This window comes from Pleionea mediterranea, assembly GCF_003148745.1.
Classification (GTDB): Bacteria; Pseudomonadota; Gammaproteobacteria; order Enterobacterales; family Kangiellaceae; genus Pleionea; species Pleionea mediterranea.
Window position 1 is genome coordinate 319713 of sequence record NZ_QGGU01000004.1, and the last position, 26291, is coordinate 346003.

General features: G+C 41.1%; 30 protein-coding genes. 15 read left to right on the forward strand and 15 right to left on the reverse strand.

All coding sequences use genetic code 11. From position 1 onward, the window contains the following. The first annotated feature begins 26 nt into the window (after positions 1-26). Both C8D97_RS07020 and C8D97_RS07025 read left to right on the forward strand, forming a co-directional pair. Positions 27-470: a hypothetical protein gene (locus C8D97_RS07020; protein ID WP_109763041.1), complete on the forward strand. Its 444-nt coding sequence runs from the start codon at positions 27-29 to the stop codon at positions 468-470. After that, the gene (locus C8D97_RS07025) at positions 470-943 is read left to right on the forward strand and encodes a DUF3106 domain-containing protein (RefSeq protein WP_109763042.1); all 474 of its coding nucleotides are present in this window, start codon (positions 470-472) and stop codon (positions 941-943) included. Before C8D97_RS07020 ends, C8D97_RS07025 begins: the two co-directional genes overlap by 1 nt. 165 nt (positions 944-1108) lie before the next feature. Here the strand turns inward: C8D97_RS07025 and C8D97_RS07030 are convergent, their stop codons facing one another. From C8D97_RS07030 to C8D97_RS07055, 6 genes are all read right to left on the reverse strand, one after another. Continuing rightward, the gene (locus C8D97_RS07030) at positions 1109-1855 is read right to left on the reverse strand and encodes a hypothetical protein (RefSeq protein ID WP_146196102.1); all 747 of its coding nucleotides are present in this window, start codon (positions 1853-1855) and stop codon (positions 1109-1111) included. 345 nt (positions 1856-2200) lie between these two features. Next, complete coding sequence (locus C8D97_RS07035; protein WP_109763044.1) at positions 2201-5281, reverse strand: efflux RND transporter permease subunit; 3081 nt, start codon at positions 5279-5281, stop codon at positions 2201-2203. Positions 5282-5386: 105 nt separating this feature from the next. Further along, positions 5387-6946, reverse strand: coding sequence for an efflux RND transporter periplasmic adaptor subunit (locus C8D97_RS07040; protein WP_170115171.1), 1560 nt, complete (start codon positions 6944-6946; stop codon positions 5387-5389). Then, positions 6936-7286, reverse strand: a complete 351-nt coding sequence (locus C8D97_RS07045; RefSeq protein ID WP_109763046.1) for a hypothetical protein — start codon at positions 7284-7286, stop codon at positions 6936-6938. The genes C8D97_RS07040 and C8D97_RS07045 overlap by 11 nt, the downstream gene beginning before the upstream one ends. 50 nt (positions 7287-7336) lie before the next feature. Next, on the reverse strand, positions 7337-8278 hold the full coding sequence (locus C8D97_RS07050; RefSeq protein ID WP_109763047.1) for a M56 family metallopeptidase: 942 nt from the start codon (positions 8276-8278) through the stop codon (positions 7337-7339). Next, positions 8278-8724: a BlaI/MecI/CopY family transcriptional regulator gene (locus tag C8D97_RS07055; protein ID WP_109763048.1), complete on the reverse strand. Its 447-nt coding sequence runs from the start codon at positions 8722-8724 to the stop codon at positions 8278-8280. Before C8D97_RS07055 ends, C8D97_RS07050 begins: the two co-directional genes overlap by 1 nt. Before the next feature lie 193 nt (positions 8725-8917). Here C8D97_RS07055 and C8D97_RS18020 point away from each other — a divergent pair, with 193 nt between their 5' ends. Next, on the forward strand, positions 8918-9100 hold the full coding sequence (locus C8D97_RS18020; RefSeq protein WP_146196104.1) for a hypothetical protein: 183 nt from the start codon (positions 8918-8920) through the stop codon (positions 9098-9100). A gap of 286 nt (positions 9101-9386) precedes the next feature. Here C8D97_RS18020 and C8D97_RS07060 read toward each other — a convergent pair whose 3' ends face one another. The 5 genes from C8D97_RS07060 to C8D97_RS07080 all read right to left on the reverse strand — a co-directional run bounded on the left by C8D97_RS07060 (position 9387) and on the right by C8D97_RS07080 (position 12460). After that, positions 9387-9869, reverse strand: a complete 483-nt coding sequence (locus C8D97_RS07060) for an FKBP-type peptidyl-prolyl cis-trans isomerase (RefSeq protein WP_109763049.1) — start codon at positions 9867-9869, stop codon at positions 9387-9389. 9 nt (positions 9870-9878) lie between these two features. Then, on the reverse strand, positions 9879-10322 hold the full coding sequence (locus C8D97_RS07065) for an MAPEG family protein (RefSeq protein ID WP_109763050.1): 444 nt from the start codon (positions 10320-10322) through the stop codon (positions 9879-9881). 9 nt (positions 10323-10331) lie between these two features. Beyond that, positions 10332-10586 carry a hypothetical protein gene (locus tag C8D97_RS07070; protein ID WP_109763051.1) on the reverse strand — a complete coding sequence of 85 codons (255 nt, stop codon included), beginning with the start codon at positions 10584-10586 and terminating at the stop codon, positions 10332-10334. Between the two features lie 212 nt (positions 10587-10798). Next, on the reverse strand, positions 10799-11692 hold the full coding sequence (locus C8D97_RS07075; RefSeq protein ID WP_109763052.1) for a LysR substrate-binding domain-containing protein: 894 nt from the start codon (positions 11690-11692) through the stop codon (positions 10799-10801). Between the two features lie 6 nt (positions 11693-11698). Further along, positions 11699-12460, reverse strand: a complete 762-nt coding sequence (locus C8D97_RS07080) for an SDR family oxidoreductase (protein ID WP_109763053.1) — start codon at positions 12458-12460, stop codon at positions 11699-11701. Between the two features lie 144 nt (positions 12461-12604). Between C8D97_RS07080 and apaG the strand changes: the two genes are divergently transcribed. The 5 genes from apaG (at position 12605) to C8D97_RS07105 (ending at position 16276) form a co-directional block, all read left to right on the forward strand. Further along, entirely contained in the window at positions 12605-12991 is a 387-nt protein-coding gene (gene apaG, locus C8D97_RS07085; RefSeq protein ID WP_109763054.1) for a Co2+/Mg2+ efflux protein ApaG, read from the forward strand. Further along, positions 12991-13803 (forward strand): symmetrical bis(5'-nucleosyl)-tetraphosphatase, encoded by an 813-nt coding sequence (locus C8D97_RS07090; protein WP_109763055.1) that lies wholly within the window; start codon positions 12991-12993, stop codon positions 13801-13803. Before apaG ends, C8D97_RS07090 begins: the two co-directional genes overlap by 1 nt. A gap of 111 nt (positions 13804-13914) precedes the next feature. Continuing rightward, complete coding sequence (locus C8D97_RS07095) at positions 13915-14178, forward strand: hypothetical protein (RefSeq protein ID WP_146196105.1); 264 nt, start codon at positions 13915-13917, stop codon at positions 14176-14178. A 210-nt stretch (positions 14179-14388) separates the two neighbouring features. Continuing rightward, positions 14389-15738, forward strand: coding sequence for an NAD(P)/FAD-dependent oxidoreductase (locus C8D97_RS07100; RefSeq protein ID WP_109763057.1), 1350 nt, complete (start codon positions 14389-14391; stop codon positions 15736-15738). 232 nt (positions 15739-15970) lie between these two features. Then, positions 15971-16276 (forward strand): hypothetical protein, encoded by a 306-nt coding sequence (locus tag C8D97_RS07105; protein WP_109763058.1) that lies wholly within the window; start codon positions 15971-15973, stop codon positions 16274-16276. Positions 16277-16795: 519 nt separating this feature from the next. Here C8D97_RS07105 and C8D97_RS07110 read toward each other — a convergent pair. The 4 genes from C8D97_RS07110 to C8D97_RS07125 form a co-directional block, all read right to left on the reverse strand. After that, positions 16796-18151 carry an ABC transporter substrate-binding protein gene (locus tag C8D97_RS07110; protein ID WP_109763059.1) on the reverse strand — a complete coding sequence of 452 codons (1356 nt, stop codon included), beginning with the start codon at positions 18149-18151 and terminating at the stop codon, positions 16796-16798. A 176-nt stretch (positions 18152-18327) separates the two neighbouring features. Continuing rightward, the gene (locus C8D97_RS07115; RefSeq protein ID WP_146196106.1) at positions 18328-19164 is read right to left on the reverse strand and encodes a CvfB family protein; all 837 of its coding nucleotides are present in this window, start codon (positions 19162-19164) and stop codon (positions 18328-18330) included. A 131-nt stretch (positions 19165-19295) separates the two neighbouring features. Next, the gene (locus tag C8D97_RS07120; RefSeq protein ID WP_245411407.1) at positions 19296-20498 is read right to left on the reverse strand and encodes a multidrug effflux MFS transporter; all 1203 of its coding nucleotides are present in this window, start codon (positions 20496-20498) and stop codon (positions 19296-19298) included. Next, positions 20498-21169 carry a MaoC family dehydratase gene (locus C8D97_RS07125; protein WP_109763061.1) on the reverse strand — a complete coding sequence of 224 codons (672 nt, stop codon included), beginning with the start codon at positions 21167-21169 and terminating at the stop codon, positions 20498-20500. Before C8D97_RS07125 ends, C8D97_RS07120 begins: the two co-directional genes overlap by 1 nt. Positions 21170-21488: 319 nt before the next feature. On the opposite strand from C8D97_RS07125, the gene C8D97_RS07130 reads away from it, so the two are divergent. From C8D97_RS07130 to C8D97_RS07160, 7 genes are all read left to right on the forward strand, one after another. Continuing rightward, a complete protein-coding gene (locus C8D97_RS07130) occupies positions 21489-22226 on the forward strand; it encodes a YceH family protein (protein WP_109763062.1) in 738 nt (245 codons plus the stop codon). Between the two features lie 44 nt (positions 22227-22270). Beyond that, a complete protein-coding gene (locus C8D97_RS18510; RefSeq protein ID WP_109763063.1) occupies positions 22271-22927 on the forward strand; it encodes a peptidylprolyl isomerase in 657 nt (218 codons plus the stop codon). Between the two features lie 83 nt (positions 22928-23010). Beyond that, positions 23011-23226, forward strand: coding sequence for a DUF4177 domain-containing protein (locus tag C8D97_RS07140; RefSeq protein WP_109763064.1), 216 nt, complete (start codon positions 23011-23013; stop codon positions 23224-23226). A gap of 43 nt (positions 23227-23269) precedes the next feature. Beyond that, positions 23270-23515, forward strand: coding sequence for a membrane protein insertion efficiency factor YidD (yidD, locus tag C8D97_RS07145; protein WP_109763065.1), 246 nt, complete (start codon positions 23270-23272; stop codon positions 23513-23515). Next, positions 23499-23882 carry a hypothetical protein gene (locus C8D97_RS07150; protein ID WP_109763066.1) on the forward strand — a complete coding sequence of 128 codons (384 nt, stop codon included), beginning with the start codon at positions 23499-23501 and terminating at the stop codon, positions 23880-23882. Before yidD ends, C8D97_RS07150 begins: the two co-directional genes overlap by 17 nt. A 302-nt stretch (positions 23883-24184) precedes the next feature. After that, positions 24185-24970 carry a hypothetical protein gene (locus C8D97_RS07155; protein ID WP_109763067.1) on the forward strand — a complete coding sequence of 262 codons (786 nt, stop codon included), beginning with the start codon at positions 24185-24187 and terminating at the stop codon, positions 24968-24970. Next, positions 24970-26193, forward strand: coding sequence for a class I SAM-dependent methyltransferase (locus C8D97_RS07160; protein WP_109763068.1), 1224 nt, complete (start codon positions 24970-24972; stop codon positions 26191-26193). The genes C8D97_RS07155 and C8D97_RS07160 overlap by 1 nt, the downstream gene beginning before the upstream one ends. Positions 26194-26291: the final 98 nt, after the last annotated feature.

Consider the following 26291-nt stretch of genomic DNA (forward strand, 5'->3'; position numbering starts at 1 on the left):
CCATAGCCTTTGTGTTGAGTATCTCAATGGCGGGTAAATCCGTATCAGCGACTGAAAAAAAAGTTGCTGATGCACAGCCTTTAAAAAGTCAGTCGTCATCCGCCAGTAAAAAAACACTAACTTACTCAGCTGAAAGTACGAACGACCCGAAACAAAAAGACAGTCATTTAAACGGCGAAAAGAATGGTTTGAAGCAGCAAAGTGCAAACGATACAGAGTTAACAGAAAGCCTTCCTAGTGAAGCCTTTTTATTATTTTTAGCGGATGCCATTGATGTCAACGGAGAAGTCACTGACGTGCTTGATATGGAAGAGGTGGAGGACGTTGTTTCCGATGACTCCGAAGCGCCTTCGAACAATCAGTCGAAAAGCGATGAGCTGAAACAAAAAGACGTGAAGATTAAGCCTGATAAAAAGAACACTACTTCAAGTCTAAATCGTGTTAACCCTAAATTAAGCGAGGAAAAATAATGAAAAAATTATTTTTTCCAATTCTATTGATGATTGCGTTTTCTGGTCAGGTATTTGCGACTGATAAAACGTGGAGCAGTTTGCCGGATAATGTGAAAACGGTTTTAAAACCGTTTGAAAAAAATTGGCAAGATCTTTCTGATACTAAAAAACAGAGGTTGGTAAACGGTGCAAATCGTTGGCTGAATATGTCAGCCGAGCAACGTGATGTTGCTAAACAGCGGTATCAAAAGTGGCAACGACTTCCGGCAGATAAAAAGCGAGTGTTACTTAAGCGATTTGAACGATTCAAGCAGATGTCACCAGAGGCAAGGCATATGTTGCGTGACACTTATCGTCAGTTAAAAAGTTTAAGCCCTGAACAGAGACAGCAGTTGCGAGAGCGGTTCCAACAACTCACCCCTAAGCAAAGACGACACTTATTAAGGAAAATGCGTATGAGACAAATTAATAGACATCGAGATCGACATTAAAACGAAATTTAAACTATATTGACGGCGTCAGCCTAAAGCATAAAATTTCATCTGGGCTTCCTAGTATATCGATTAGGGCGTATGGTTAAATCAAACTGGCTAATTAAAAACTGGCTAATTAAAAACTGAGTCAATTAAACGCTGGACATACTTAAAAGTAAATCATTAAAAGCTGACGCTTAAATCTAAATAAAGCGCCTTTATGGGCTGAGCTGCCGATATCGATTGCTGGTAGCTGATATTACTGCTCCAGTGTTCGCTCCATTCTATGAGTGTGCCAAATTCCCAATACCCAGAGTTGGGTAATCTCAGGCCGCCGTTCAGTCGGTTGTTCGACTGGCTGATCCGATGCACTTCGCCCTCGCGAGCAACAAACGCAATAGAGTCTCCTTTTTCATCCAAACTCCAGGTCCAGCCTACGGACAATTGGGGAATAAAATCAATACTGTCGGTCATTACCCAGTAAGCCAATGACATATCAGCTAAACCATTCCAGCGTTCCTGCTCCAGAAATGAAGCGGTGGTAATTGGTGGTTCAACGGCAATTAATTGCGACGTGAAGAGTTCAACATCTGCCCACTGAAGTCCCATTCGAGCGGTATAAATCCAGTTGTTACTTATCCATTGATCATCGAAACTGACAGTGGCTGTGTCGCTGCTGTTTTCAATACGTTCCGCAATGGTTGGTAGGCGACTGATGGAGCGCTCTGAAAGTTTTGACTCGGTGTAAGAGAAGCTAACGCTTGCACTGTCGCCAAACCATCGAGCACGAATAGTCTGATTTTTTTCGTCTGACTCTGCACCACTTATTAATGAAAAATTATCGGTGATTTGCTCTTCCCATCGAGCCGAATCAGTATTTTTACTCTCGCTAAAACCAATATTCCACTGATCGTTAAAAGTAAACGACAATCCGTAAGTTTCTCCTGATGGTTTAAACGGATGATTGCCAGCACCAAAATAATCAAAGCGCGTTTGTTGATGGGCGAGCCAAATTTGTGTGTTGGTAAGTCTGATTTCAGATGAGACTGAAGGGAGAGAGGTAAAAAACACACAGACGAGTAAAAACGAGCCAAACCTGTTAGCGCGGGAAAAAATCAAAGCACGGATTAAGTTTCTGATAGGAGCAACCTCTTTACAAAAAAGTTAAACGTAAACAATTGCAATTAATACTTTAAACCAAGAAATAAACAATACTGATTTTTTAAATGTTTTACTTGAGTTAGTTTTCATTATGCAGAAAAATATTCTCTTATACTATTTAATTTTATCAGTACGTGCGAATCGAAAGTAAAGTGCTGGTACAACTACCATATTTAATAGTGTTGAGCTTATTAAACCGAATAAAATAACAACTGCCATAGGTGCTTGTATTTCACTGCCAGGTTCACCCGATGCAAGTGCTAATGGTATTAGTGCTAAAGCCGTAGCCAAAGCAGTCATTAAAATAGGGATTAGACGTTCTTCCGAACCTTTAATAATGGCCTCTTTTAGTGAGTATCCATCAGAAAATAACTGCTTGATGTGATCTATTAAAATAACGCCGTTGCGTGTGGCTATGCCAAATAAAGTTATAAAGCCGATGACAGCAGCAATCGTTAAGTTGCCGCCAATTATCCAGACTCCGATAATACCTCCAATGAGTGCCAGGGGGAGGTTAAGCATAATTAATGATGCATCGCGTACGGACTTAAAAGCAGTAACTAATAAAAAGAAAATGCCAATAATAACCACAATGCCAAGAGCTATTAATTTGGTGCCAGCACTCTGGGCGCTTTCAAACTGACCTCCATAGTCTATAAAATAGCCTGTAGGCAGCTCTATATTATTGTTAATGGTTGTGCGGATATCATTTACCACACTTATTAAGTCTCGCTCAGCTACGTTGGCCATAATAACTAATTTTCTTTGTACATTCTCCCGTGAAATTGTATTAGGCCCGCGACGTTTTGTTACTTCCGCAATAGCATTTAAAGGTACAATAGCGCCGTTATTTAAGGTAATTAAAGTCTCTTTAATTGATTTGCTTGATTCTTTATAGTCACTGGAAAATTTGACGACTAAATCAAAGTTTGCCTGACCATCGATCACTGTACCTACTACAGTGCCATTAAATGCTGTTTCGACAATTTCTGAAGCATCGTGAATAGAAATTCCATAGTTTGCAAGAGATGGGCGATTAAACTTAATCTGTAAAAATGGAATTTCACTCTGTTGTTCCATTGCAACATCCACTGCTCCAGGAACGGCTTGTACAAGTCCTTCTATTTGTTTTCCATATTTACGGAGTTCGACAAGATCATCGCCAAACAATTTTATTGCAATATTTGCACGAGTACCTGACAGCATATGATCGATTCGATGAGAAATGGGTTGTCCGATAACAACGTTAGTACCCGGTATTGCTGAGAATTTTTGGCGTAAGCTTGATAATAAAGCTGCTTTAGAACGCTCCTTCATATCTAAAGTTACTTCAATTTCTGAAGCAAATACTTGCTGGGCATGTGGATCCCGCTCAGCCCTACCTGTACGTCGGGCGGTTGCTATTACTTCTGGCTCATTAAGTAATAACTGTTCTACTCGTTGTCCAATATCATCTGAAGTCTCTAACGATGTGCCTGGTAAAGTGACAACACTAACGGTTAAGCTTCCTTCATTAAACTCTGGCAAAAAACCACGACCAAACTGGCTAAAAACAATAATAGAACCCAAAAGTAAAAAAACTGAAAAGCTAATGACAGTACCACTTTTCTTTAAAGCATAAGTTAATAATGGTCGGTATAAATGTTTTATATTAGCGATGAATTTAGAATCATGATCATTAAAAACGGTTTTACTTTTCGGTAACCAGTAAAAACATAAAACAGGGGTGACTGTAAGAGCAACGAGTAGCGATGCTGCTAATGCGATGATATATGCAAGTCCTAAAGGTTGTAGCAACCGTCCTTCAACACCGGTTAAAAAGAACAAAGGAATAAATACTAAAATAATGATCAAGGTTGCAAAAACAATAGAGCTTTGAATTTCTTTGGTCGCTTGAAATATTATCTTGTGTACGGGCTGCTTGTCGGATTTCACTTCGTTTTCTCTAAGTCGCCTAACAATATTTTCAACAACAATAATAGCGTCATCGACTAATGCGCCCATTGCTATAGCTAAGCCTCCTAGTGTCATAGTGTTTAAACTACCGCCAAGCCAATTTATGGTTAAAATAGCGGTTAACACTGACAGTGGAATAGCGAGTAATGCAATACCTGTTGCTCGCACGCTCAATAAAAATGCAAACATAATTGCTATTACTAGTATTGCACCATCACGTAATGCAATAACCAGATTATCAACTGCTGTATTAATAAAGTTAGACTGACGAAATACATTTGTTTCTATATGCATACCATCAGGGAGAGTTGACTGTAACTGTTCGATTACAGCATCAAGTTCTCTCGTTACTTTTAAAGTATTGGTATTTGGTTGCTTTTGGATGCCCAAAACAACCGCTGACTTAGCGTTATAAGCAGCAGTACCTCGACGCGGTGCTGGCCCAATGGTTACATCAGCTATATCTCGAACCAAGATTGGAAATTCATTGTCTGTGTTGATGACCGCTTGCTCAATGTCTTCTATGTTTTCAATTTTTCCGAGGCCTTGAATTAAATACTCTTGTAAATTTTCAACGACAAATCCAGCAGAGGCATTTGAATTTGAATCTGCGACGGCATTCTTAAGTTGTTCCAAAGATATGTTATATGCAGAAAGACGCTCTGGAGAAGCAATGACCTGAAATTGCTTGGTCTCTCCCCCATTAGGAATAACTTCAGCAATGCCGGGAACGGCTAATAGTCGTCGGCGAACGACCCATTCGGCTATGGTCTTTAGTTCCATTTCATTGTGATTGTTTGACACCAGTGCAATAAACATAATCTCACCCATAATGGATGAAACAGGTGCTAGTACGGGTGTGGGTATATCTTCTGGTAAGCTAGAGGCCGTTGTTTGCAATTTTTCCGAAACAATTTGACGTGCTTTGTATATGTCTGTTCCCCACTCAAACTCAACATTTACAACAGAAATACCGACCCCTGTATTGGAGCGAACACGGCGTACACCACTGGCGCCGTTCATGGCAGTTTCTATAGGAAAGGTAATCAACCGTTCTACGTCGACTGGAGGCATTCCGTGTGCTTCAGCCACAACAGTAACCACAGGTGCTGTTAAATCAGGGAATACATCCACAGAGGTCTCTGTTGCTGTCCAACTACCCCAAAATAGAAGTAAGGCTGCTGCCGCTAAAATAAGTAGCCGGTTTTTGAGTGACCAAGCAATGGTTGTTTCGATCATAAAATCACGCTTATTTTTTATAGACTATTAATTCGAATGTAATTGGTGAAATACCTAAAACACTTCACACATAAAAATAAAGTATTCGAGCAGAGTTAATTTTAATCAATGTGCATGACCATGACCGATTGAGTCGCCACCTGTTGAGGCTAATTTAACGTAGTAAGCGCCTTTAGAAACAACCCATTCATTAGGTTCGATTCCCGACGTTATTTCAATTGTATTGTTATCACGGATACCAAGTGTCACAACCCTACGCTCAAATGATTCACCATTGGTTTGGACATAAACTACAGACTGACCGTTGTCATCAATTATGGCTGAAACAGGTATTGCAAGACTTAACTTGGGCTCACCGATGTATAGGTAAACAGGAAGGCGAGCACCAATTAACGAAGGGCCTTTTTCTGAAGGGTAGGCAATAGCAACTTCAACGGTTCGGGTCAGTGGATTTACTTCTCGACTGGTGTTAACTATAAGTGCCTGACTCTGTTTATCCAGCACTAAAGTACGGTTGTTGTGTTTTAACCAGACGCCGCTAGTTGTGTGAATTTTTTCGCCGAATTTTTCTGGAACCTGTACTTTTAGCCATCGCATCTCTTTAGCTGCCAGTGAGAACATAGGATCACCTTCGCGTACAAAAGATCCCGGATGTACATGAACACTTAAAACCTCACCTTTGATAGGCGCTTCGATATTGATACCTACTGATTCAACGCCACCGGAGCGTTGTCGTAATCGTGACTGTGTTGTTTTTAACTCAACTACAGCTATATTCAATTCTTTTTGCGCTTCCATATAAAGCTTTTCAGATACAGATCCCTTGTTGAATAATTGCTTCAATCTTTTAACATCCGCTTTTGCTAATTCAAAGCGAGACTTTGCTCTTTCGAGATCAACAATTAGCTCGCCGATATCAGTATCTTCACCGAGCCTTGGTATTAGGCTACCAAGCTCATCATTGATATTAACCGATTCACCGGCACTTATTATTTTTCCTGAAGAAAAATATCCATCATCCGGTGCTCGAATGATCGTGTACTGGTTAAGTGGTGCTGTTACCGTTCCAAAACCTGGCACAGAAGTACGTAACTTAACAAATTGGCTTTTAGAAATGGCAAACGGGTTTTCCCATTGCTGTTCTTTTAAGTAACTCACTTCAGCATCGGATGATTTATTTTCAATGTATGCTTCATCAAGATTATTAAATACAGTTATTGAGCCCAGGTTATGTCGGCTTGTCCAGCTATCTGTTTTTAACTCAAGAGCTAGCTCAAAAATCCCTGTTTTATTTGGCACAACATCTGGAAGGAAAATACCTTTGCGAGCAGGTTTTTTTACTCTGAATCGAGCGACGACTTTTCTATTTCTGGATAAAATTACATCTAGAGTTCCTTCGGTAACAGCTTTGAAATTATTCAGCCGAGTAAAGTGTGTTACAAAGGTTGCTGCTTGGTTCACCACTAATGGTGGAAACTCAACAAAAAGCTCGGTGTAATTGTTGTATTGTGTGACGACATTGGCTGGTGTTTCAGCGCCATGATTTTTTTCATCTTCGTGATTCGAACCGTCATGTGGGTGTCCGCCACCTGAAAGTACTGGTTGGGAGTGAAATACTCCTAACGCAATTAACAATAGCAGCGGCTTTAAAAATTTAGTGCTCATGATCGCCTTCATCGTGTGAATGCTCTTTGTCTTCTTTTTTCTTGGCTTCACTCTCAGTTGTTAAAGATTTACTTGCTGAGTCTTTGTCAGTTGATTGTTTAGTGTCAGACTCATCCGCATAAATAATTTCTGTTTCAGGTTTTTTCTCGTGAGAATGATCATTTTCATCATGTGAGTGACTTTCGTCATCATGTGAATGCTGATCTGTTTCATTATCACTGTGGGTCTTACTCTTAACATCTTCATGGGTATGAGTCTCTTTTCCATGTTCATGATCATCACTACAGGACGATATCCCGAGGGCTAAAGTAATAGATAAGATTAAAGTTTTGTATTGCATGAGTGGTTCCTTGTTTTTTGAGCTATAAATTGGGTTTTATAATGGCCAAACTAGATTAGCCAGCCGATCAATGTTTCTAGAGTATGATGGTTGTACATTACCCCAACTGGTATCGTAATAACTAAAGCCATTAAAGATAGCGATATTGCTATCGCGCTTTTAGTTTTTGCAGGTGGATAAAGCAATAAAGAAATTCGATGTTCCAGTTGTGATCCTATAATCGAAATAGGCTGCTGTTGCTTAATGTTAAAGCGCCCTAATTTGATAAGCAGTTGCGCAACATCGAGCGAATGAAATCGTGAAATAACATTTCTATCTGCTCGAGATTCGATTTTTAAGTAAAAATTTCTTCTTATTGATTTTGGATACAAGTGCATAGAGAGTAGGCATTCTAATATGGCAGACTTCATGGTGTCGTTGTTTCGTACATGTGCTGTTTCGTGAGCGAGAACAATGCGTTGTTCTCGTTTCGTTAGAAGCTTCTTAATCGCGTTTGATAAATAAATTTTTGGATTAATCATTCCATAGGTAAAAGCAATAGGGTCTTTGTGATCAAAGCGTGCTACTAAATAGTTAGATTTACTCAAGTTTGCGATTATATTTGTACGGCTAATATTAAAAATAAGTTGGATTATTTTATAGACGACAGTAGATATGAAACAAGCGAACAAACCTATGAGTAAAATGGAATTTAATGATGATAAAGCCACACTTTGAAAATGCGCTATGCAAAAATGAGGGTGATGCGGATCGTGATTTAAACAGTGGTCATCGAGCCAGCCAACGGATTTGCCATAAAAAATGAATAGAACTGATAGCAACAGTAAGGCTGGAAATATAAGAGGAAGAATGGCTGATAACCAAATTAATCCACCATTGTGTCCGTAATAATAATGCTCATTGACACGGTTAATCAATAAAGAACAACCATTCGCAACTATCCAGCTAACTAGTGCGATAATAATGAGTAATGCTATTAGTGAGAGAGTCATTAACTTTTGTCTTCCAAGCGACGCCTTTGAATTTCTGTTTCAAGAATATCTAGCGCTTTTTGATCGATCGATTCTGCTGCATTCAATATTGCTGCAACGTTCAGTTCAGCATTAGATTGAAATCGTTCTAGCATTTCGTTAATAAATTGACCGAGTACAGCTTCTTTTGATGCTAGAGCTGAATACACAAAACTGTGGCTGTGTTTGCGACGAGAAAGTAATTTTTTTCGATACAGGCGTTCAAGTGTTGATTGTACGGTGTTTACCGTTATCCCACGTTCCTGATTTAATTCATGATGTATTGATTTAGCTGTACCATCCGGGTTTGCCCATAGATACTCTAGAACCCGAACTTCTAACTTCCCGAGATTAGGATAATTTGCCATATGTAAAGTGGTCATTAATTTATAGTCGTTACATACTAACAGCAAAAAACCGATTTTCAATCGGTTTTTTGCTGTATAAACAACTCTATTCTTATCGGAGAGTCTATTTTGCAGTCAGCGACTCTAGTAGCTAGCTAATTTTGAGGGTTTATTTATCTGTAAAAATTTAAACTTGCTCTTACAGTGCCAATCAAAAGAGTTCTAGACGAACAGACAGTATAGTTCTGTCATAGTTGGTTTTTCTGGTTTTAGAGTGACTCAATTAAGCTCAAAATCATTCATACCGCACACAGCTACTGGCATGGACGCCAGTGGAAGTTATTGTCAGCCATGGAAGGCTGTCAATAACGGTGTGTTGACAGGTATGAGTGATTTTGAGGAACCCGTAGGGCCTTTTATTCCGGGCATCCTGCCCTCCTCCTTTCAGGCCAGCTAACGCTGTTCAAATTCGTTCCCGACGAATTTGTGCCTTCTTTTTGGCTAAGCTACATGGATGTAGTGAATGCAGTTAATGCAGGAGCAATTAACTGCCAGAAAAAGAAGGTCGCCTGAAAAGGCGAAACAGTGGTAATAAAATAAAAGTCGATGTTAATCTGTTTTTGAATTCATATTTTTAAAGTATCGACTGTCCATTTATATTGTGTTCTTTTCATATTGCTGTCAGATCGGGTTATACCTTATACAATTTATCGATATATAATCTGGAACAATACCTTGCCTATTTAATGACACTGACCATCCACATGAGCGTGGCCGTGTTCCAGTTCTTCCGGTGTGGCAGGTCGAACTTCTTTAACGATGACATCCACTACCACTTTTTGTCCGGCCATTGGGTGATTGGCATCTACCGTGACTGTGTCATCGGTAATTTCAGTAACGGTAACGGAGTGAGTTTCACCATCGTCGGTTTGTGCAGACAGGCGCAGGCCTTGTTCTAAATTATCAATGTCGGCGAAGGCACTGCGAGGAACTTTATTTGCCAGGTCTTTATCGTACACGCCGTAGGCTTGCTCCGGTTGTAGCGTCATTGAAAAGGTATCACCCTGTTGCTTGCCGGTTAATTCCGGTTCCAGCCCCGGAATAATGCCACCAAAACCATGCAGATAAATCCATGGCTCATCCCCTTCGGATGTCTCCCACACATTTCCTTTTTCATCTTTTAATGTGTAATCAATGGCAACAACAAAGCCTTTTTCAATAATCATAAATAACCTTTAAAACGTGTGCATCAGCCACTGAATGGCCAAACTGATAAATAATGCATAGAGCAGAAAGGTACCTATTATATAGCTTAAGAAACGAATCTTCACCCGGTTGCTGGTGCAGTGAATGTAAGCGTGAATGACTCGACTGCCAACAAAACCGCAGGCAATTAGAAAATCAAACCAGGTGGCCCAGCCGGTGATCATAAAAAATCCAACCAGGGCGTAAAAAATAACCGGCAGCTCAAACTGATTTTTAAAGTTGTTGGATGAAGCGGTGGATGAGGGCAGTTGTTGCTCCAGTTGATGGCGATGGGCAATATCACGAATGCGAACATTGTTCTGAATAATGGCTGTTTTGCGGTGTTGGTACATTACATTTTGCACAATAAATACCAGCAAAAAATTAAACAGAACTGGCATCAGCATCCAGTGATTGGTAATGGTTTCAAACATAAAATTATCCTAAGCAGCGTCTTGATGGTTGGTGGCGTCAGGTGTGCAGCGATGTTTGTGCTGCCAGTAGCAGTATACCTGACAGGGCGAAGATTCCAATTTTGCTTCTATATACTCAAAGCTCGCCATTAGTACGCCCAGTAATGTCAGGCAGATCGGCAAAATAACAATATTCCAGAAAACGCTGTCGAGGTTGAGCCAGAAACCGGTGGCTGTAAGAAAGATAGCCACGGCCAGTGTGATCAGCTTGGCAAGACGAAACATAACAACACTCCTTTTGCGGGTAAGTGAAGATTGAATGATGCGCTTTATCGGGAGGAGCGACAAACGGAAAATAGATAGGGTGTCAGGTGAATTTAATTCATCTGAAGTTGATTTAAGAGTATTGGTTGAATGATATTAGTTGAAAGGGTCTAGTTGAAAAGATCTAGACGGATGAATCTAGTTGAACTGCTTTAGATAAATGACTTGGTTTATTACTGAGCATTACCCAGCAGAATCGCATTAAACCATTGGGCAAACTGCTTAATTTCATCGCGCTCCTTATCCTGCGGACGATGAACCAGATAAAGGGCATCACTCATTGGCAGCGCAATATCAAAGGGTTGCATCAGGTGTCCTGTTTTCAGATGATGGCGCTCCATTTCTATGATCCCCAAAACCACACCGGCTTTTTGTTCCGCGGCCTGTAACGCCATATCGTAATTGTTAAAACTCAGGTGGCTGTCGGCACTGAGTGGTTCCATGTTCATGGCATTGGAAAACTTTTGCCAGCTGCCACTGATAAATGAAAAGCCTATCAATGGGGCATGGGCCAGATCCGTTGGATTATCCAGTTGGAGTGTTTGTGCCAGCTCCGGGTGGCACATGGGGCTGATGTGGCAATCGCTGAGTTTTTCAACGGTGACGCCCGGCCAATGGCCCTGTCCAAAGCGGATCGCCACATCCACATCGGAATGATTAAAGTCCACCACATCGGACGTGGCATCAATAATCAATTCCACATCGGGCAATAACGACTTTAATTCCGATAATTTGGGGATCAACAAATGACTGGCAAGGGATTGCATCATGGATATTTTTAATCGCTTTTTGCCGTATTGATGCAACAGATTGGCGGTGCCTTTATTGAGTCGATGAAACACATCGGTGATGACATCTAGGTAACGTTTACCGGCTAGGGTAAGCTCAAGTCGGCGATTTAACCGTTTAAACAGCGCAAAGCCAAGCTGTTGCTCCAGCGTTTTGATCTGATGACTCACCGCTGATGGCGTAATGTGCAGCTCTTCGGCGGCCAGTTTAAAGCTTTGCTTGCGGCCAGCGGCTTCAAATATTTTCAGCAGATGCAATGACGGTGTGCGCTTATCCAAACTCGTTTAATCCGCTTGCTGACTAACAGCCAGTGGCCCCCAGGCCTGACAGGTGGGCATGACTTCGATGCTGTTAATGTTGACGTGCTCAGGCTGGTTGCTGGCCCAGACAACGGTTCGGGCAATATCATCAGCAAACAACGGATGCACATTCTGGTAAACGTTTTGAGCTTTTTCGATATCGCCATGAAAACGCACCACGGAAAATTCGGTTTCGGCCAATCCCGGCTCTATGTTGGTAACCCGAATGTTTTTGCCGATCAGATCGGCTCTTAAGTTACGGGAAAACTGTTGCACATAGGCTTTGGTGCCACCGTAGGCGTTGCCCCCCGGATAGGCGTAGCTGCCAGCGATGGAGCCAATATTGATAATATGGCCGCGATTACGCTCAACCATGCCCGGTAACAGGGCGCGGGTCATGTAATTAAGCCCTTTGATGTTGGTGTCGATCATGGTGTCCCAATCATCAAGGCTGGCTTTGTCTGCCGGATCCAGCCCCAGAGCCAATCCGGCGTTATTTACCAGTACATCAATTTGACGCCAGTCTTCAGGCAAGTTTTCGACAAATTGAAAAACGGATTCTTTGTGACGCACATCAAGTGCTTCCGCCAGTACATCGCAAGTTTCTGACAGTTTATGCGCCAGTGACTGCAGACGTTCGGCACGTCGGGCGCAAATAATCAGTCGCGCACCCTGAGCGGCAAAGTGATGGGCACAGGCCTCGCCAAAACCTGAGCTGGCACCGGTAATAAGAACGGTTAAAGACATAGGGTTATCCATTAATCATCAATTTATAAAACCGAACATGAGCTGCATAAGCCATGTGCGGTTGCGGCAAGCCCAATTAGGCTTCACAATATCGAACCATTAAAATGTGATGAAATTGTACGATTTTTTGCCGGAGTTGTAACCTTGAGTGATGTTACTGAAAATTTAAAATTTGAAATTGAGGTGGACTGCAAATACCTCGATCACCAGTCGAAACCCGACAGCGAGCAATACGTTTTTGCTTATACCATCAATATCATTAATCGAAGCGAAGTCAGCGCTCAGTTATTGCGTCGTCACTGGATCATTACCGATGCCAATGGCGATGAACAGGAAGTCAAAGGTGACGGTGTGATTGGCGAGCAACCGCATATTGAGCCGGGCGAGTCGTATCAGTACACTTCGGGCGCCATTTTAAAAACACCTCTTGGCACCATGCAGGGCAGTTATCAGATGAAAGACGCTAATGGCGAAGAGTTTGATGCGCCCATTCCTTTATTCAGTTTAACCAAGCCAGGTGTGCTTAACTGATGACCGCTTACGCCATTGGCGATTTACAGGGATGCTATCAATCGTTTCAAAAATTATTGGCAACGATCAAACTGGACTGGCAAAAGGATAAGCTCTGGCTTTGTGGTGATTTGGTCAATCGCGGCCCGCAGTCATTAGAAACCCTGCGGTTTATTTACGAACACCGCGAGCGTATTAAAGTTGTGCTGGGCAATCACGATTTGCATATGCTGGCAGTGGCCAGTGGCGCGCAATCGATAAAACGTAAAGATACCTTTTTACCGATAATTGAAAGTGCCGCGCATCAGGATTTAATCGAGTGGTTGCACCAGCAACCTTTAGCGCGTTACGGCAAAAACCGGCGTGTTTTAATGGTGCATGCGGGTGTTGCCCAGCAATGGACGCTGGCGGATGCCCTTGCCTGCTCAGATGAAGTGTCTGAGGTTCTACAAAACAATAATAAACGCAGCGAATTTTTTAACGCCATGTATGGTAACGAACCCGAGCTATGGAGTGATGCTTTAGAAGGCACCGACAGATTGCGATTTATCACCAATGCTTTTACCCGAATGCGTTTTTGTCATCGCGATGGTCGGCTGGATATGAGCAATAAATGCAAACCGGGCAAACAGCCCGATGATTTAAAACCCTGGTTTAAGCTACCGCTTAATCTGGAAAAAAAAGTACAAGTGGTGTTTGGTCACTGGGCAGCGCTAGAAGGCAAGTTAGCCACTAAGCGGTTTCAGGCACTGGATACCGGATGCGTCTGGGGCGGACAGCTCACCGCTTTAAACTTAAAAACCGGCGAACGCACCAGTGTCGATGCGGTATAATTTTAATCCAATAATATGTAAAAATTTAGACTGTCCTTACTCTGACAATGAAAGTAGCTCTAGGCAAGCGATCAGTATAGCTTTTTCATAGATGATTCTTTTGGTTTCAGAGTGACTCAATTAAGCTCAAAATCATTCATGCCGCACACATCCACTGGCATGGACGCCAGTGGAAGTTATTGTCAGCCATGGAAGGCTGTCAATAACGGTGTGTTGACAGGTATGAGTGATTTTGAGGAACCCGAAGGGCTTAATTGTTGGAACGCAGGGCCTTTTGCCTTCTTTTTGGCTCTTGAAAAAGAAGGTCGCCCAGAAAGGCGAAACAAAGACCATGAAATAAAAGTAAATGTTAATCTGTTTTTTGGATTTATATAACTAAAATATTGGCTGTTCAGTTAAATAGTGTTCTTTTTATTCCATATTGCTGTGAGATCGAGTTATACCTTATGTAAAAATAAAAGTTTTAAATTAAGCTCGTTTAAAATAGAACAATCCAAGAAAGATAGCTTTCCCATAAAATTCTTTTAAAAAAAGATTACTTTATTAAACTGATTACGTTGCAAAAAAAATCAACCGGAAATAGAAATGCCTGTAAAAGATATCCCTGAAAAAGAGTACCCTGCAAAAGATATCCCTTTAAAAGAGTGCCCTGAAAAAGAGTACCCTGACAGTTATTACGCAGCAACCCGAAACCAACATTCGTCTTATCCAGAACTTGAACAATCGCTGGATGCGGAAGTTTGTATTATAGGCGGTGGTTACGCCGGATTAATGACCGCGCTTGGGTTAATCGAGCGAGGCGTTAACAATGTTGTTTTATTGGAAAAACATCGGGTTGGTTGGGGCGCTTCTGGTCGTAATGGCGGTTTTGTGTTTGGCGGCTATTCGCTAAGTCCCCAGCGCTTGATCAAGCAGGTTGGTTTAGAGCAGGCGCGAGCTCTTTATCAGTTCACACAATCGGCGGTTAATTTAATTCGACAAAGGATCGATAAGTACCTGATAAATTGTGATCGAGTTGACGACGGAGTTATTCTAGCAAACTGGTTTAAGCAGCAAGATGATCTGCATCAACTGCAAGACTTTATGGCCAGTAAAATGTCGGTGGATTGGCAGTATTTGTCGCCAGAAAAGCTATCTGAGAAAATTCACAGCGAGCGTTATTGCGGTGGATTGTTTGAACCCAATGCGATGCATTTTCATCCACTTAATTATGCATTGGGTATTGCGGAACAAATTGTTTCAGCCGGTGGAAAAATATTTGAACAAACCGGTGTTATCAATGTTGATGACAAGGCTGCGGTTAAAAAAGTTATTACCGAACAGGGCGTGATCAATTGCAAGCATGTGGTAATGACCGGTGGCGGTTATGTGGATAAAGCCATGCCCGCTTTAAAACGTAGTGTGTTGCCCATTGCTACCTATGTGATGGCGACCGAACCGCTGGGTGAGAAGCTCAATGATTGTTTGTCGACGCGCGCAGCTATTTACGACACCCGTTTTGCCTTCGATTATTATCGACCATTAAAGGATACTCGATTGTTGTGGGGTGGGCGCATCAGTGCACGAACACTTGAACCGTCAAACTTAAAGCAGGCGTTGCATAAGGATATGATTAAAGTGTTTCCGTCATTATCGTCGTCAAAGGTTGATTATGTATGGCAGGGCTATATGGGCTATGCCCGTCACGAGATGGCTCAAATTGGTCAGCTCTCATCAAATGTCTGGTTTTGTAATGGATTTGGCGGTCATGGCGTAGCGCCAACAACCGCCGCAGGTGAAATTATTGCATCCGCAATTGCGAGCAATGATACAACTTATCAACAGTTTGAGTCTTGGCGATTGCCCTGGAACGGCGGGCCATTTGGTCCAGCCGCTGCACAGCTGAGTTATTGGTGGTATCAATTAAAAGATTGGTATAAAGATAAGCTGGATTAAACCGTCATTAGTTAATTTAAATAATGAAGGTTTGAATATCCATATTATTTAAGGTTTTCAGTTCTCGAAAATGATTTTGGTACAGGGATAATGGTTCGCACAAAAAGATGTGCAAACCCTACGTGAATATTATAAGAACTATCTTTTTTAGTAGGGTGCGCATTTGCGCACCTTTTTACTATAACTTTAAGATGTGAATTTTAATATCAATAATTAGCAAATGAATTGATTAATGACTCAGTATAAAATAAAAAATATTGCACTATTATCGGGTGTTATTGCGGTAATGATAGGGCTGTTAACATTTACAGTCAGTTGGCTGCTGTGGGATCTTTCTACGGGGCCGATGCCGGGCTATGAGCTGTTACTGTTTCCCGGTAATTTAACACTTGTATACATATGGCACCCCTTATTTACCGAAGAAATAAATCTTATTCCAAAACTTATACTGATGTTGATGGGGCAGTTTACAGTGGTTTTCTGTTTTGTTGGAGCTCTTATATGGGTTGTCAGAAAAATATTTAACAAAACCCTGTAGTTGGATTTTTCGCATAATTTTTCTTGTGTTTTTCTCGTAAGTGGTTTTGGTATTAGGATTAATGGTTCGCACAAAAGACGTGCAAACCCTACGAGAGTAATATCAGAGTTATCAGCTTTGGTAGGGTGCGCATTTTGCGCACCTTCTTAGGTTTGCAGTTTTCGAAAATGATTTTGATATAGGGATAATGGTTCGCACAAAAAAATGTGCAAACCCTACGTGAATATTATAAGAACTATCTTTTTAGTAGGGTGCGCATTTTACGCACCGTTTTAGGTTTTCAGTTCTCGAAATTGATTTTGGTATAGGGATATTGGTTCGCACAAAAGACGTGCAAACCCTACGCGAAGTATGTAAGCGCTCTCTCTTTTGGTAGGGTGCGCATTTTGCGCACCTTTTTAGGTTTTCAGTTCTCGAAAAAATTATTTTGATATAGAGATAATGGTTCGCACAAAAAATGTACAAACCCTACGAATTAGGAAAGAACTTTTTCAGAATCGTTATAAAAATATAATTTAATTATTTTTGTGGCCGCAAACAATCAGGCGTTGTTTCTAACGGCAAAAGCGGAATAATATCCATTATCGCTTTAATATTATCACCGTGTTGATTAAACCAGACTCGTCCGCTGTAGCCGGAGTAGCTAAAATTTTTGTGTGTTTTATACAGTTTTACTATGTCCGGATAATCGAGATGAGAAATAGGATGTCCGTTACCAGCAATTTTATTGACCGCTGCTTTTAAGTCTATGTCGTAGTGCAGTTCTAATTGTTTTGCCATCGCAATAATAACAATAGCGTCGTAAATATAAGCGGCATCAAATGCAGCGGAATCTACATTAAGCAGTGAGGTTATTTTATTGCGAATTTCCGGATCAAGTTCTGCCGGAGTCGATACATAGGTTAAGGTGCAATGATAAATATCACCAAGGTTGGCGTTCAGTAAGTAGGTTGGTTTGGCGGTATCCGCAGCCAGTATAAGTGGAAAATCACCTTTCCAGTGCTCACTGATTTTTCTTAATATGTCAGTCATTTGGTGGTTGGCCAGAGTGATAATAATTGCGGTATAGCCTTGTGCCTGAATGTTAGAAACTTCTTCACTCAGGTTCATGCCTTCAATGTCCACCAACGAACTTAAAGTTAAGTCGTCAACTTTGGTATCTGGATGCATCTGCATCAATTTTTTTATGCCACTGCCAATCTCCTGACTGTAAATATCGCGTCCTTTAATAACAAAAACTTTTTTATGGTTCAGTTTATTGTGTACATGGTTAACCATCTGCTCGACTTGTTGATGATTATTGGCAATCATGCGCCAAAAAGGTGCGTCGCCCGCCAACTCACTTAACTTAACTGCAGATGCACCTTGTGTGATTAGAGGAACAGAATGATTGCTGAGCACCTGCTCTAATATATAGGCAACGCTGGTTGATGTGGCTGGGCCAAACAGCGCCTGTGCCTGATATTGTTCTATCAGTGTTTTTGCCAGTTCTGCAGAGACGGGTGTGTTTTCTTCATCATCGGCACGAATCATTACCAGCCGTTTGCCATTAATACCACCATATTTATTAATGTGTTGAGTGGCCAAGTCTGCTGCGGCAATAATTTCACCTGAATAAGCCGGAAAACTGCTGATGGGCGCTAAAATGCCAAAGTTAATGGTGTGCTCGGAAATTTTATTGGTATCGGACTGAAAAATGCCTTTTTGACTGTAGTGCTCAGTCAAAGGAATATTCATTAATTCCTGCAGGCTTAATGAAATAATCTCATCGTTATTTTTTGCAATAGCGGTTGACGAAAATACAAATAAACCCGCTGTTAACAGCGCAAACCGCCGGGTAAATTTAAATAACGATGTTTTAATCAGTTTTAACATGCCTATATCAACTCTTTCGCTTTAATTCTTATAGCTTAAAAGGTTTTAATAAGGAGTATTATGACAATACCCTGATACGGTATATGTGACGCCTGCCCTTATAATAAACAATTTAGTATAAATGCTTGCTAAATGAGACATTCGTTTTTGTAATTGAATATTCAGATTAAAAAGTTTTAATCACTTACTTTTTTAACCAGATTATCGTCAATCACTATGACTTTTTCTTTATAGAGTTTGCCTAATGCTGTTTTGTATTGCTTTTTACTGACCCCAAAAACTTTAGCAATAATATCCGGTGAGCTCTTATCGGAAATGGCTAAAACCCCATCATTTTTGTTAATTTCAGCCAGTATTTTTTCTGCCAGAGCATCACGGCCGGCAAGGCCGGGTTTTTGAAGCGTAATATCCAGTTTTTGATCGGCACGAATATTTTTAATATAGCCGGTCAGTTTTTGGCCGTACTTTACTTTTTTGTGCAGATCGTCGTTATGGACCATACCGAGATATTGATGATCGATAATCGCTTTAATTCCCAGATCGGTTTTATCGGTAATCACCAGATCCACGCGATCACCAACGCTAAAACTGTGCGAGGTTTTATCGAGAAACTTTTCAATTTTTGTGGATGCAACAACGCGGCCATCGGCTTTGTTCTGATAGATATAAACCACCGGAGACTGGCCTTCTTTTAACGGTTTACTTTGCTCGGCATAAGGCACCAGCAAATCTTTTGGTAAACCCCAGTCAAGAAACGCCCCAACATTATTCACTTCTACGACAGTAAGGCGAGCAAATTCACCAACCCGGGCCATTGCTTGGTTGTCGGTGGTTTTATATTCGCCTTCAGAGTCCTGGTAGATAAATACACTGACGATGTCACCCACATCGGCATCGTTAGGAAGCAATGAGTTATTGGCAAAAACCAGTTGCTGCTCACCAGCATTTAAATAAGCGCCAAAGGGTGTTTTTTCGACAATAACAAGTTGATTGATTTGACCGGGCTTTACCATAAAAAATTCCACAAAATAATAAGGCGTACTGATATCAAACACAGTGTTGATCAGCAAGGCCAGAGATCTTAACGATGATGATAGTCATAATTAATAATAGTTACTCTAATGATAGCACGCCAACAGGCTTGTCAGGCAGAAGTTTGACCGGGAACGGGTATCCGTCGCCATTTCACCAGGCTTTGCACGACGGCAGTAATAGCAACGCTTGTGGCGACTATTAGGGCAAAGGGCAATGCCGTACCATCATGCAACAGGGAGAGAGCAAGGCCGGCAAATGCGCCGCTGCCAAATTTAAGGCTGCCAATTACTGCGGTGGCTGTTCCCGAGTTGTTTGGAAAACTCAGCAGCACTAATGCATCGGAATTGGTGGAGACCATAATTAAATTGGCCATTAAAAATAATAAAGCGGTGACAAGCCATACCACCGAAGCTCCACTGGCCACCACATAGAGTAGACAGGCTGCAGAAAATACGGCATTAATCAGCGCAATTCGCAGCATTTTAAGTGTCCCTATGCGTGAGACAAGTCGCGCATTAATAAAGTTACCGCACATCAATGCAACAACATTGCTGCCGAACAAAATTCCAAAGGTTTGTTCGGATAATTCATACACCGATATATAAACAAAGGACACCGAAGTGATATAGGTGAAAAAAGAAAAGGTGGTGACCATAGTGGTTAGCAAAAATGGGTAACAATGACGATTCGAAAATACAATCCGATAGCTTTTTACAATGCTGTGCAGCAGTCGATGATCCTGTTTCGGTTTAGGTGGCAAAAAGGGAAACTTTGCCATGGCGATCATCAAGATTACAAATCCGTAAACGGACAACACAATAAAAATTTTCGGCCAGTCGGTAAAGGATAAAATCAGGCTGCCGATGGTTGGTGCAAGCATTGGCGCTATCATCATCGCCATAGACACATAGGCCATACCTTTGGCCGTGTCTTTGCCAAATAAATCGCGAATAGTGCCAGGTACAACAACGGTTGCGGCGCCGCCAAAAATGGCCTGCAGTAATCTGAGTGTAATAAACCATTCAATACTGGGCGCAAAAGCCAGTGCCAGACTGGTTAAAATAAATCCGGATAACCCTGCAATGAGAAAAAATTTTCGACCAAAATGATCCGCCATAGGACCAAAGGTCAGCATACCGAGCGCATAACCCGCTAAAAAGATGCTTAATGACATCTGTACCTGGCTGATGCCAGTCGAAAAGTCGTCAGTCATGCCCGGCATGGCGGGCAGGTACATATCAATTGCCAGTGGAGTGATGGCAAAAATGGCCGCAAACAGCGGCAGGTAAGATAGCGGTGAGCGCTGCGTCACTAAAAGTAGAGTCTTAAAACGGTTTGAGCCACGCAGGCGAGGCGCTTACTGTTTTCCACTTCAATGCTCACCTCATTCACCACCTCGATGCTGCGCTTCATTGGGGTGAGATCTATCATGGTGGTGCGGGCGCGTACCCGAGAACCCGATTTAACCGGAAAAGGAAAGCGAACCTGATTCAGACCGTAATTGACCACCATTTTTGCGTCGGGGTACAAGTTATTATCACTGTCTACGGCATCAGTTAATGTTGGGATCAGCGATAACGTTAAAAAGCCATGAGCAATGGTCGTTTTAAACGGGGATTCGCTTTGCGCCCGTTCCGGATCGGTGTGGATCCATTGGCGATCGCCAGTGACTTCGGCAAATTGATCAATACAGGCCTGATCGACGGTAAACCAGTCGCCAACAAAGGTTTCCTGGCCAATTTTTTGTTGCAGATCGTTATAGACTTTTGCCGCTTCCGGAATTTGAATAATGGGTTTATCAGCCTGCTCGTCATCTTCGGAAGGTTTGAACAGGGATATCCATGGATTATTCATGGTGTTGGCGATGGTTTGCGTCACTTTATCAGACCAGTTTTTAAACTGGGGCTCCAGCTTGGCAATAAACTCAGCGTTATTTTTTTGTAACTGTTCTCGTTTTTCTCGAATGAACTCTAATACGCGCATGGTGTATTCCAACCGATCATTTATATTCCATGGATTAACAGGGTGTATCATCGTTATGTTTATGTCTGAAAAAATAATGCCATTTCAGCGAACACTTGTGAGGCGAAAAATAGCGTCAGACAGGGCGATTTTACACTAAATCAGCGTCGCTGTGTCAGGCTTGTTGGCTTAATTATAGTTTTACTTATTCATCAGAGTTATTGTTTCTATCCTACAGAGAGTGTTTCATTGTTACAGACAGAGGATCACAAACACGCTCTCATGTATGGTAAAACACTATAATCATCAGCTGCTGATAAATTAAGGAGTATCAATCATCATGGCTTACGATAATTTGAACGATGAGCAACTCAGAGTCATTGGCTGTTTACTGGAAAAAGAAGTTACTACGCCGGATCATTACCCATTATCAATTAATGCGCTAACCAATGCCTGCAATCAAAAAAGCAATCGAGATCCTGTGGTTAATTACAGTGAGCAACAGGTTCAACAAGTCATTAATCAATTGGAATTAAGGCATCTGGTGTCTTCTACATCGGGCTTTGGCAGCCGTGTTACCAAATACAAACATCGATTTTGCAATACGGAACTGGGGGATTTTCGACTTAACAATAAAGAAAAAGCCATTATTTGTGTGTTATTTTTAAGAGGCGCACAAACACCCGGCGAGCTGCGCAGTCGAACGCAGCGTTTGTGTGAGTTTGCCACTGTGCAGGACGTTGAACAAACATTAATGGCAATGGCCAGCAGAGATAAACCCTTGGTTGTACAGTGCGAGCGTCAGGCGGGAAAACGAGAGTCACGCTGGTTGCATTTGCTGGGCGTTGAATCTGAGCGATCTGAAATAGGCGAACAGGGTTTTAGTGACCAGAAATCACATGAGCAGGATTCAAATGCACCTCAGCCAATAAAACAAATGTCAGACGAACAAATGCATTCAGCAAATAGCAATAGTCATCTTAATACAGAAGCTCACATGGTCAAACTGGAGCAACGTATTGAACAGTTGGAACAGCAGGTTCAACGTTTAGCTGAACAACTTCGAGAATTGCAGTAAACTTATTTCATCAATAATAACCGATTCAAAGAAGAGGAAGGTCTATGTACGGTAATAGTATAAAGTCAGGATTGATTATTGTATTAATCAGCAGTGTATTATTGGGTTGTCAAAAAAATGATAGCGCTATCGAACAGATTGATGCGTTTATTGCGCAGCAAAAAATTGATAAAGCGCGTCCTCAGTGGAAAGAAAATTTAGCCAAACCACCCAAGCTTGAGTTCAGTGATACTAAAAACTATATGTGGTTGCTTAAAACCAATAAAGGCGACATAAAAATTAAATTAATGCCCTGGGTTGCTCCCATGCATGTTAGCAGCACAATCTATTTAACGCGTATTGGATTTTATGATGGTTTAACGTTTCACCGGGTTATACCTGATTTTATGGCACAAGGTGGCGATCCAACGGGAATCGGCAGTGGTCACCCCGGCTATAAATACGACGGTGAATTCAGTGACGATGTCACACACGATAAAGAAGGCATATTAAGCATGGCCAATGCTGGCCCTGGTACCGATGGCAGTCAGTTTTTTATTACCTTTCGACCAACGCCTCATTTAAACAATAAGCACACCATTTTTGGTGAAGTGGTATCGGGTATGGAAACATTAAAAGCGATAGAAAAAGCTGGTAGTCGTACCGGACAAACGAAAGAAGATATCATTATCGATAAAGCTATGGTTTTGGTTGAGTCTTAAGCAAAGGTTTGACTGCCTTTCAAGAAACACTAAGAAAATAAACTTAAAATAATGACAACAATAACAACATCAATGGAAAAAATATGACTGCTTATAAAGAATATAAAATCATCCACGTAGTTGAAGGTGGTTGTGGAACTTTATTGCTAGGTTCATCAGGTTTACCTTTAAAAAAATTGGAAGCAACACTTAATGAAGAAGCCGCCAGTGGTTGGCAAGTGGTGTTTCAGGTTTTAGAGAATAAACGCTTCTGGCTTTTTTGGACACGGGAGACGGTAATTGTCACCCTCGGTCGATAACATTTTTGTTCGATAACTTTTTAATGAGTCTGGATTTGGTTTTATGCTAAAGCCATTATTGATTCGTAGTATTCAGTGGTATCAACAACGCGGTGGTGGTATGCGCTATCGCGTTGACTGTAACTTTACGCCAACCTGTTCTGAATACACCAAGCAAGCGATTATCAAATTTGGTGCATTCAAAGGCATGTCATTGGGTATCAAGCGAATAAAACGATGCAATTGTCCAGATCAACTCCATCCTATAGCCGATCCTGTACCCGAGAGCCTGCATGATATTTCTAAATAAACAAACCGTGGACGATGAAGAAGAGTCCATTCGTCAAAAAATAAGCCAATGTTCCGATGAAGAACGACAAAAAATTTATCGTGAAATTAAATTAAAACTCAAAGATCCCGATACCTATGCCGCACTTAATTATGGCCTAGTCGCAGGTTTGCATCATCTTTACTTAGGTAAGTATTTAAGAACCATTATTGAACTGTCGCTGTTTGTGTTTGGCGTTATATTACTGGCGAATGATTTTTTAGTGGGGTTGGTGTTTGTTGTTTCGATGGTGGTTCTGGAGCTGTTTGAATTGTTTCGCTCGCAAATTATTGTACAGGACTATAACAACCAACTAATGAGAAGGATTGTTAATCAACATACTGATTAGGTAGATCTGTATTTAATATGTGGAGTGGTTTGAACACAACTTTAAATAGATGGTAGATATCTCTGTGGATAAATTGCTAACTAATTGAATTTATTGAAAACACACTGGCGCATATAATGGAGTTATATACTATTGAGCGATCTATCAATCATTATTAGAAAATGTGATTTTTGCTCTAGCCATTGTGACCAAAGGGTTGTAGGCTATCCGTTAAGAAAAGTGAGCGGTTTATTTAAGCTCGCATGAATAGAATAAGCGTTAGCCCCTGTTCGAAATTTCCACACTATAAGTTAAGGATTTAAATGGATAAGAAATATTTGAAGCTGTTTTTAGACCCAATCAAAAAATGCAAAACTTATAAGCCAAAATTGGGAACAAATGATAAAAACGGTGTTGATTTATCAGGTTTTAAAACCTTGTATGGCGAAGATCCATTTTATGCTTGGATAGGCTTAGATTCAGATCTTATGTATGCGGCTCACAAGGCTGCTGGAGGAATGACATCTGTTTATCGTCAAATTGGAGTGGGATGCGAACGCCTATTTAGGCAAATTATCATTGACACAGCAAAGTACGAAGATCCGTCCTTTGCCGAATGGTCATATATGACCAAAACGAGTGCAGGCAAAGATAAAAAGCTATCACTTGATGGTCGACTTGAATTCTCTGAGATAAAAGACATGGATCTGAAATCCAGATTAGACGGATGGGTTGTTAATTACTGTAATGGTTTGGATGTGGAAAAACCAAGCAATGGATTAGTTTTTGAGGTTCGGCAAGGTTATAAGAGTAAAGATAGTAAACGTCAAAATGGCGATATTGATAATGCATCTGTGGCTTGGGCAAAAGGTTACTTACCTGTGTTCTCTATTTTTTCATCGCAAATTGATGGAGATATTGTAACGCGGTACAGAAATAGTAGATGCGGAATTTTAGTAGGAATTCCAAGTGATAACTCTGAAGCATCGTTATTTGCCTTTTGCCAACAAGTTCTAGGTTATGATTTAGCTGATTTTTTCAAAAGAAACTCAGATACAATTAAGACTGAGATAACATCCATACTAGAAGCCTTACTAAGCCCTCAATAATGACAAAACATACAGAACAGCGATCAGATTACACTTTTAAATACAACACAAAATTAGGACGTCATGGATGGCTGAGATTAACGCCTGCTTATTCAGTAAAGTTAGTGCAAGAATTGGTATCAGAAACTCCTAAGAATGCTTTTATACTAGATCCGTTTTCTGGTACGGCGACAACGGGTTTGTGTGCCATTGAGATGGGAATGAGCGCTCACCTATGTGATATAAATCCCTTTTTAATATGGTTTGGCAATACCAAGCTATTCAATTTCTCAGGGAGAAAATTAAATGAATTAGAAAAGGTATTTGATGAAATTCTGAATAGTTTCCCAGCCAAAATTAGCAATGACAACTGGGTTCCAAACTTACACAATATAGAAAGATGGTGGTGCGGACATACTCTCCCAATTGTAGCTGCGCTCCGATCCGAGATAGTAGAAAAAGTTGGGGAACCTCAAGATGATCCTTATTCAAATTTAATCTGGATATGTTTTTGCAGGTTGATTATCGAAACATCTTCAGCAGCGTTTAATCACGTTTCAATGTCATTTAAAGGCGGTGTTACAAAGTTCGAGGTGCATCAAATTCAGAGTTTATTCGGTAGCATCTTTGAGAATGTCTTGGCCAGTGCCAGAAAGCCACTCAAAGGAAAGGCAGTAGTCAATAGTATTGACTCAAGGTGCATGACAGATGTTGATAACATTCGGTACGCTCATGTAATAACATCCCCTCCATACCCGAATAGGATGAGCTATATCAGAGAGCTGCGCCCATATATGTATTGGACGAAGTTTCTTGATAAAGCTAGTGAAGCAGGCGAGCTGGACTGGAAAGCAATTGGCGGTACATGGGGCATTGCAACTAGCCGCTTAAAGGATTGGGCTCCTTCTGAAGTGGAGCTTCCTAAAATACTTTTGAATTCATGCGAAGCTATTTTAAATTCAGGAGATAAAAACTCTGAATTAATGGCTAGGTATGTTCACAAATATTTCTATGACATGCATTTACATTTTGCGTCCCTGCGCAACCTTTTGGAGCCTGGCGCTAAGTTAGATTATATAGTCGGCAACTCCACATTTTATGGCATTCACGTTGATTCAGATAAGATTTATGAAAAGTCTCTTGAAATATTAGGATATACAAATATTTCAACAACCATCGTAAGAAAAAGAAATAGTAAAAAAGAACTCTATGAATTTTGCGTCTCTGCTCGTTGGAATGGATAGGGCTAACACATATGAGCCTTCCTTGAGTCAATAAGCAATACTAAAGTTTTCGCTCACCGAGGTGGGCGAATATCAGTTAATCAGTAATTTCATTTACT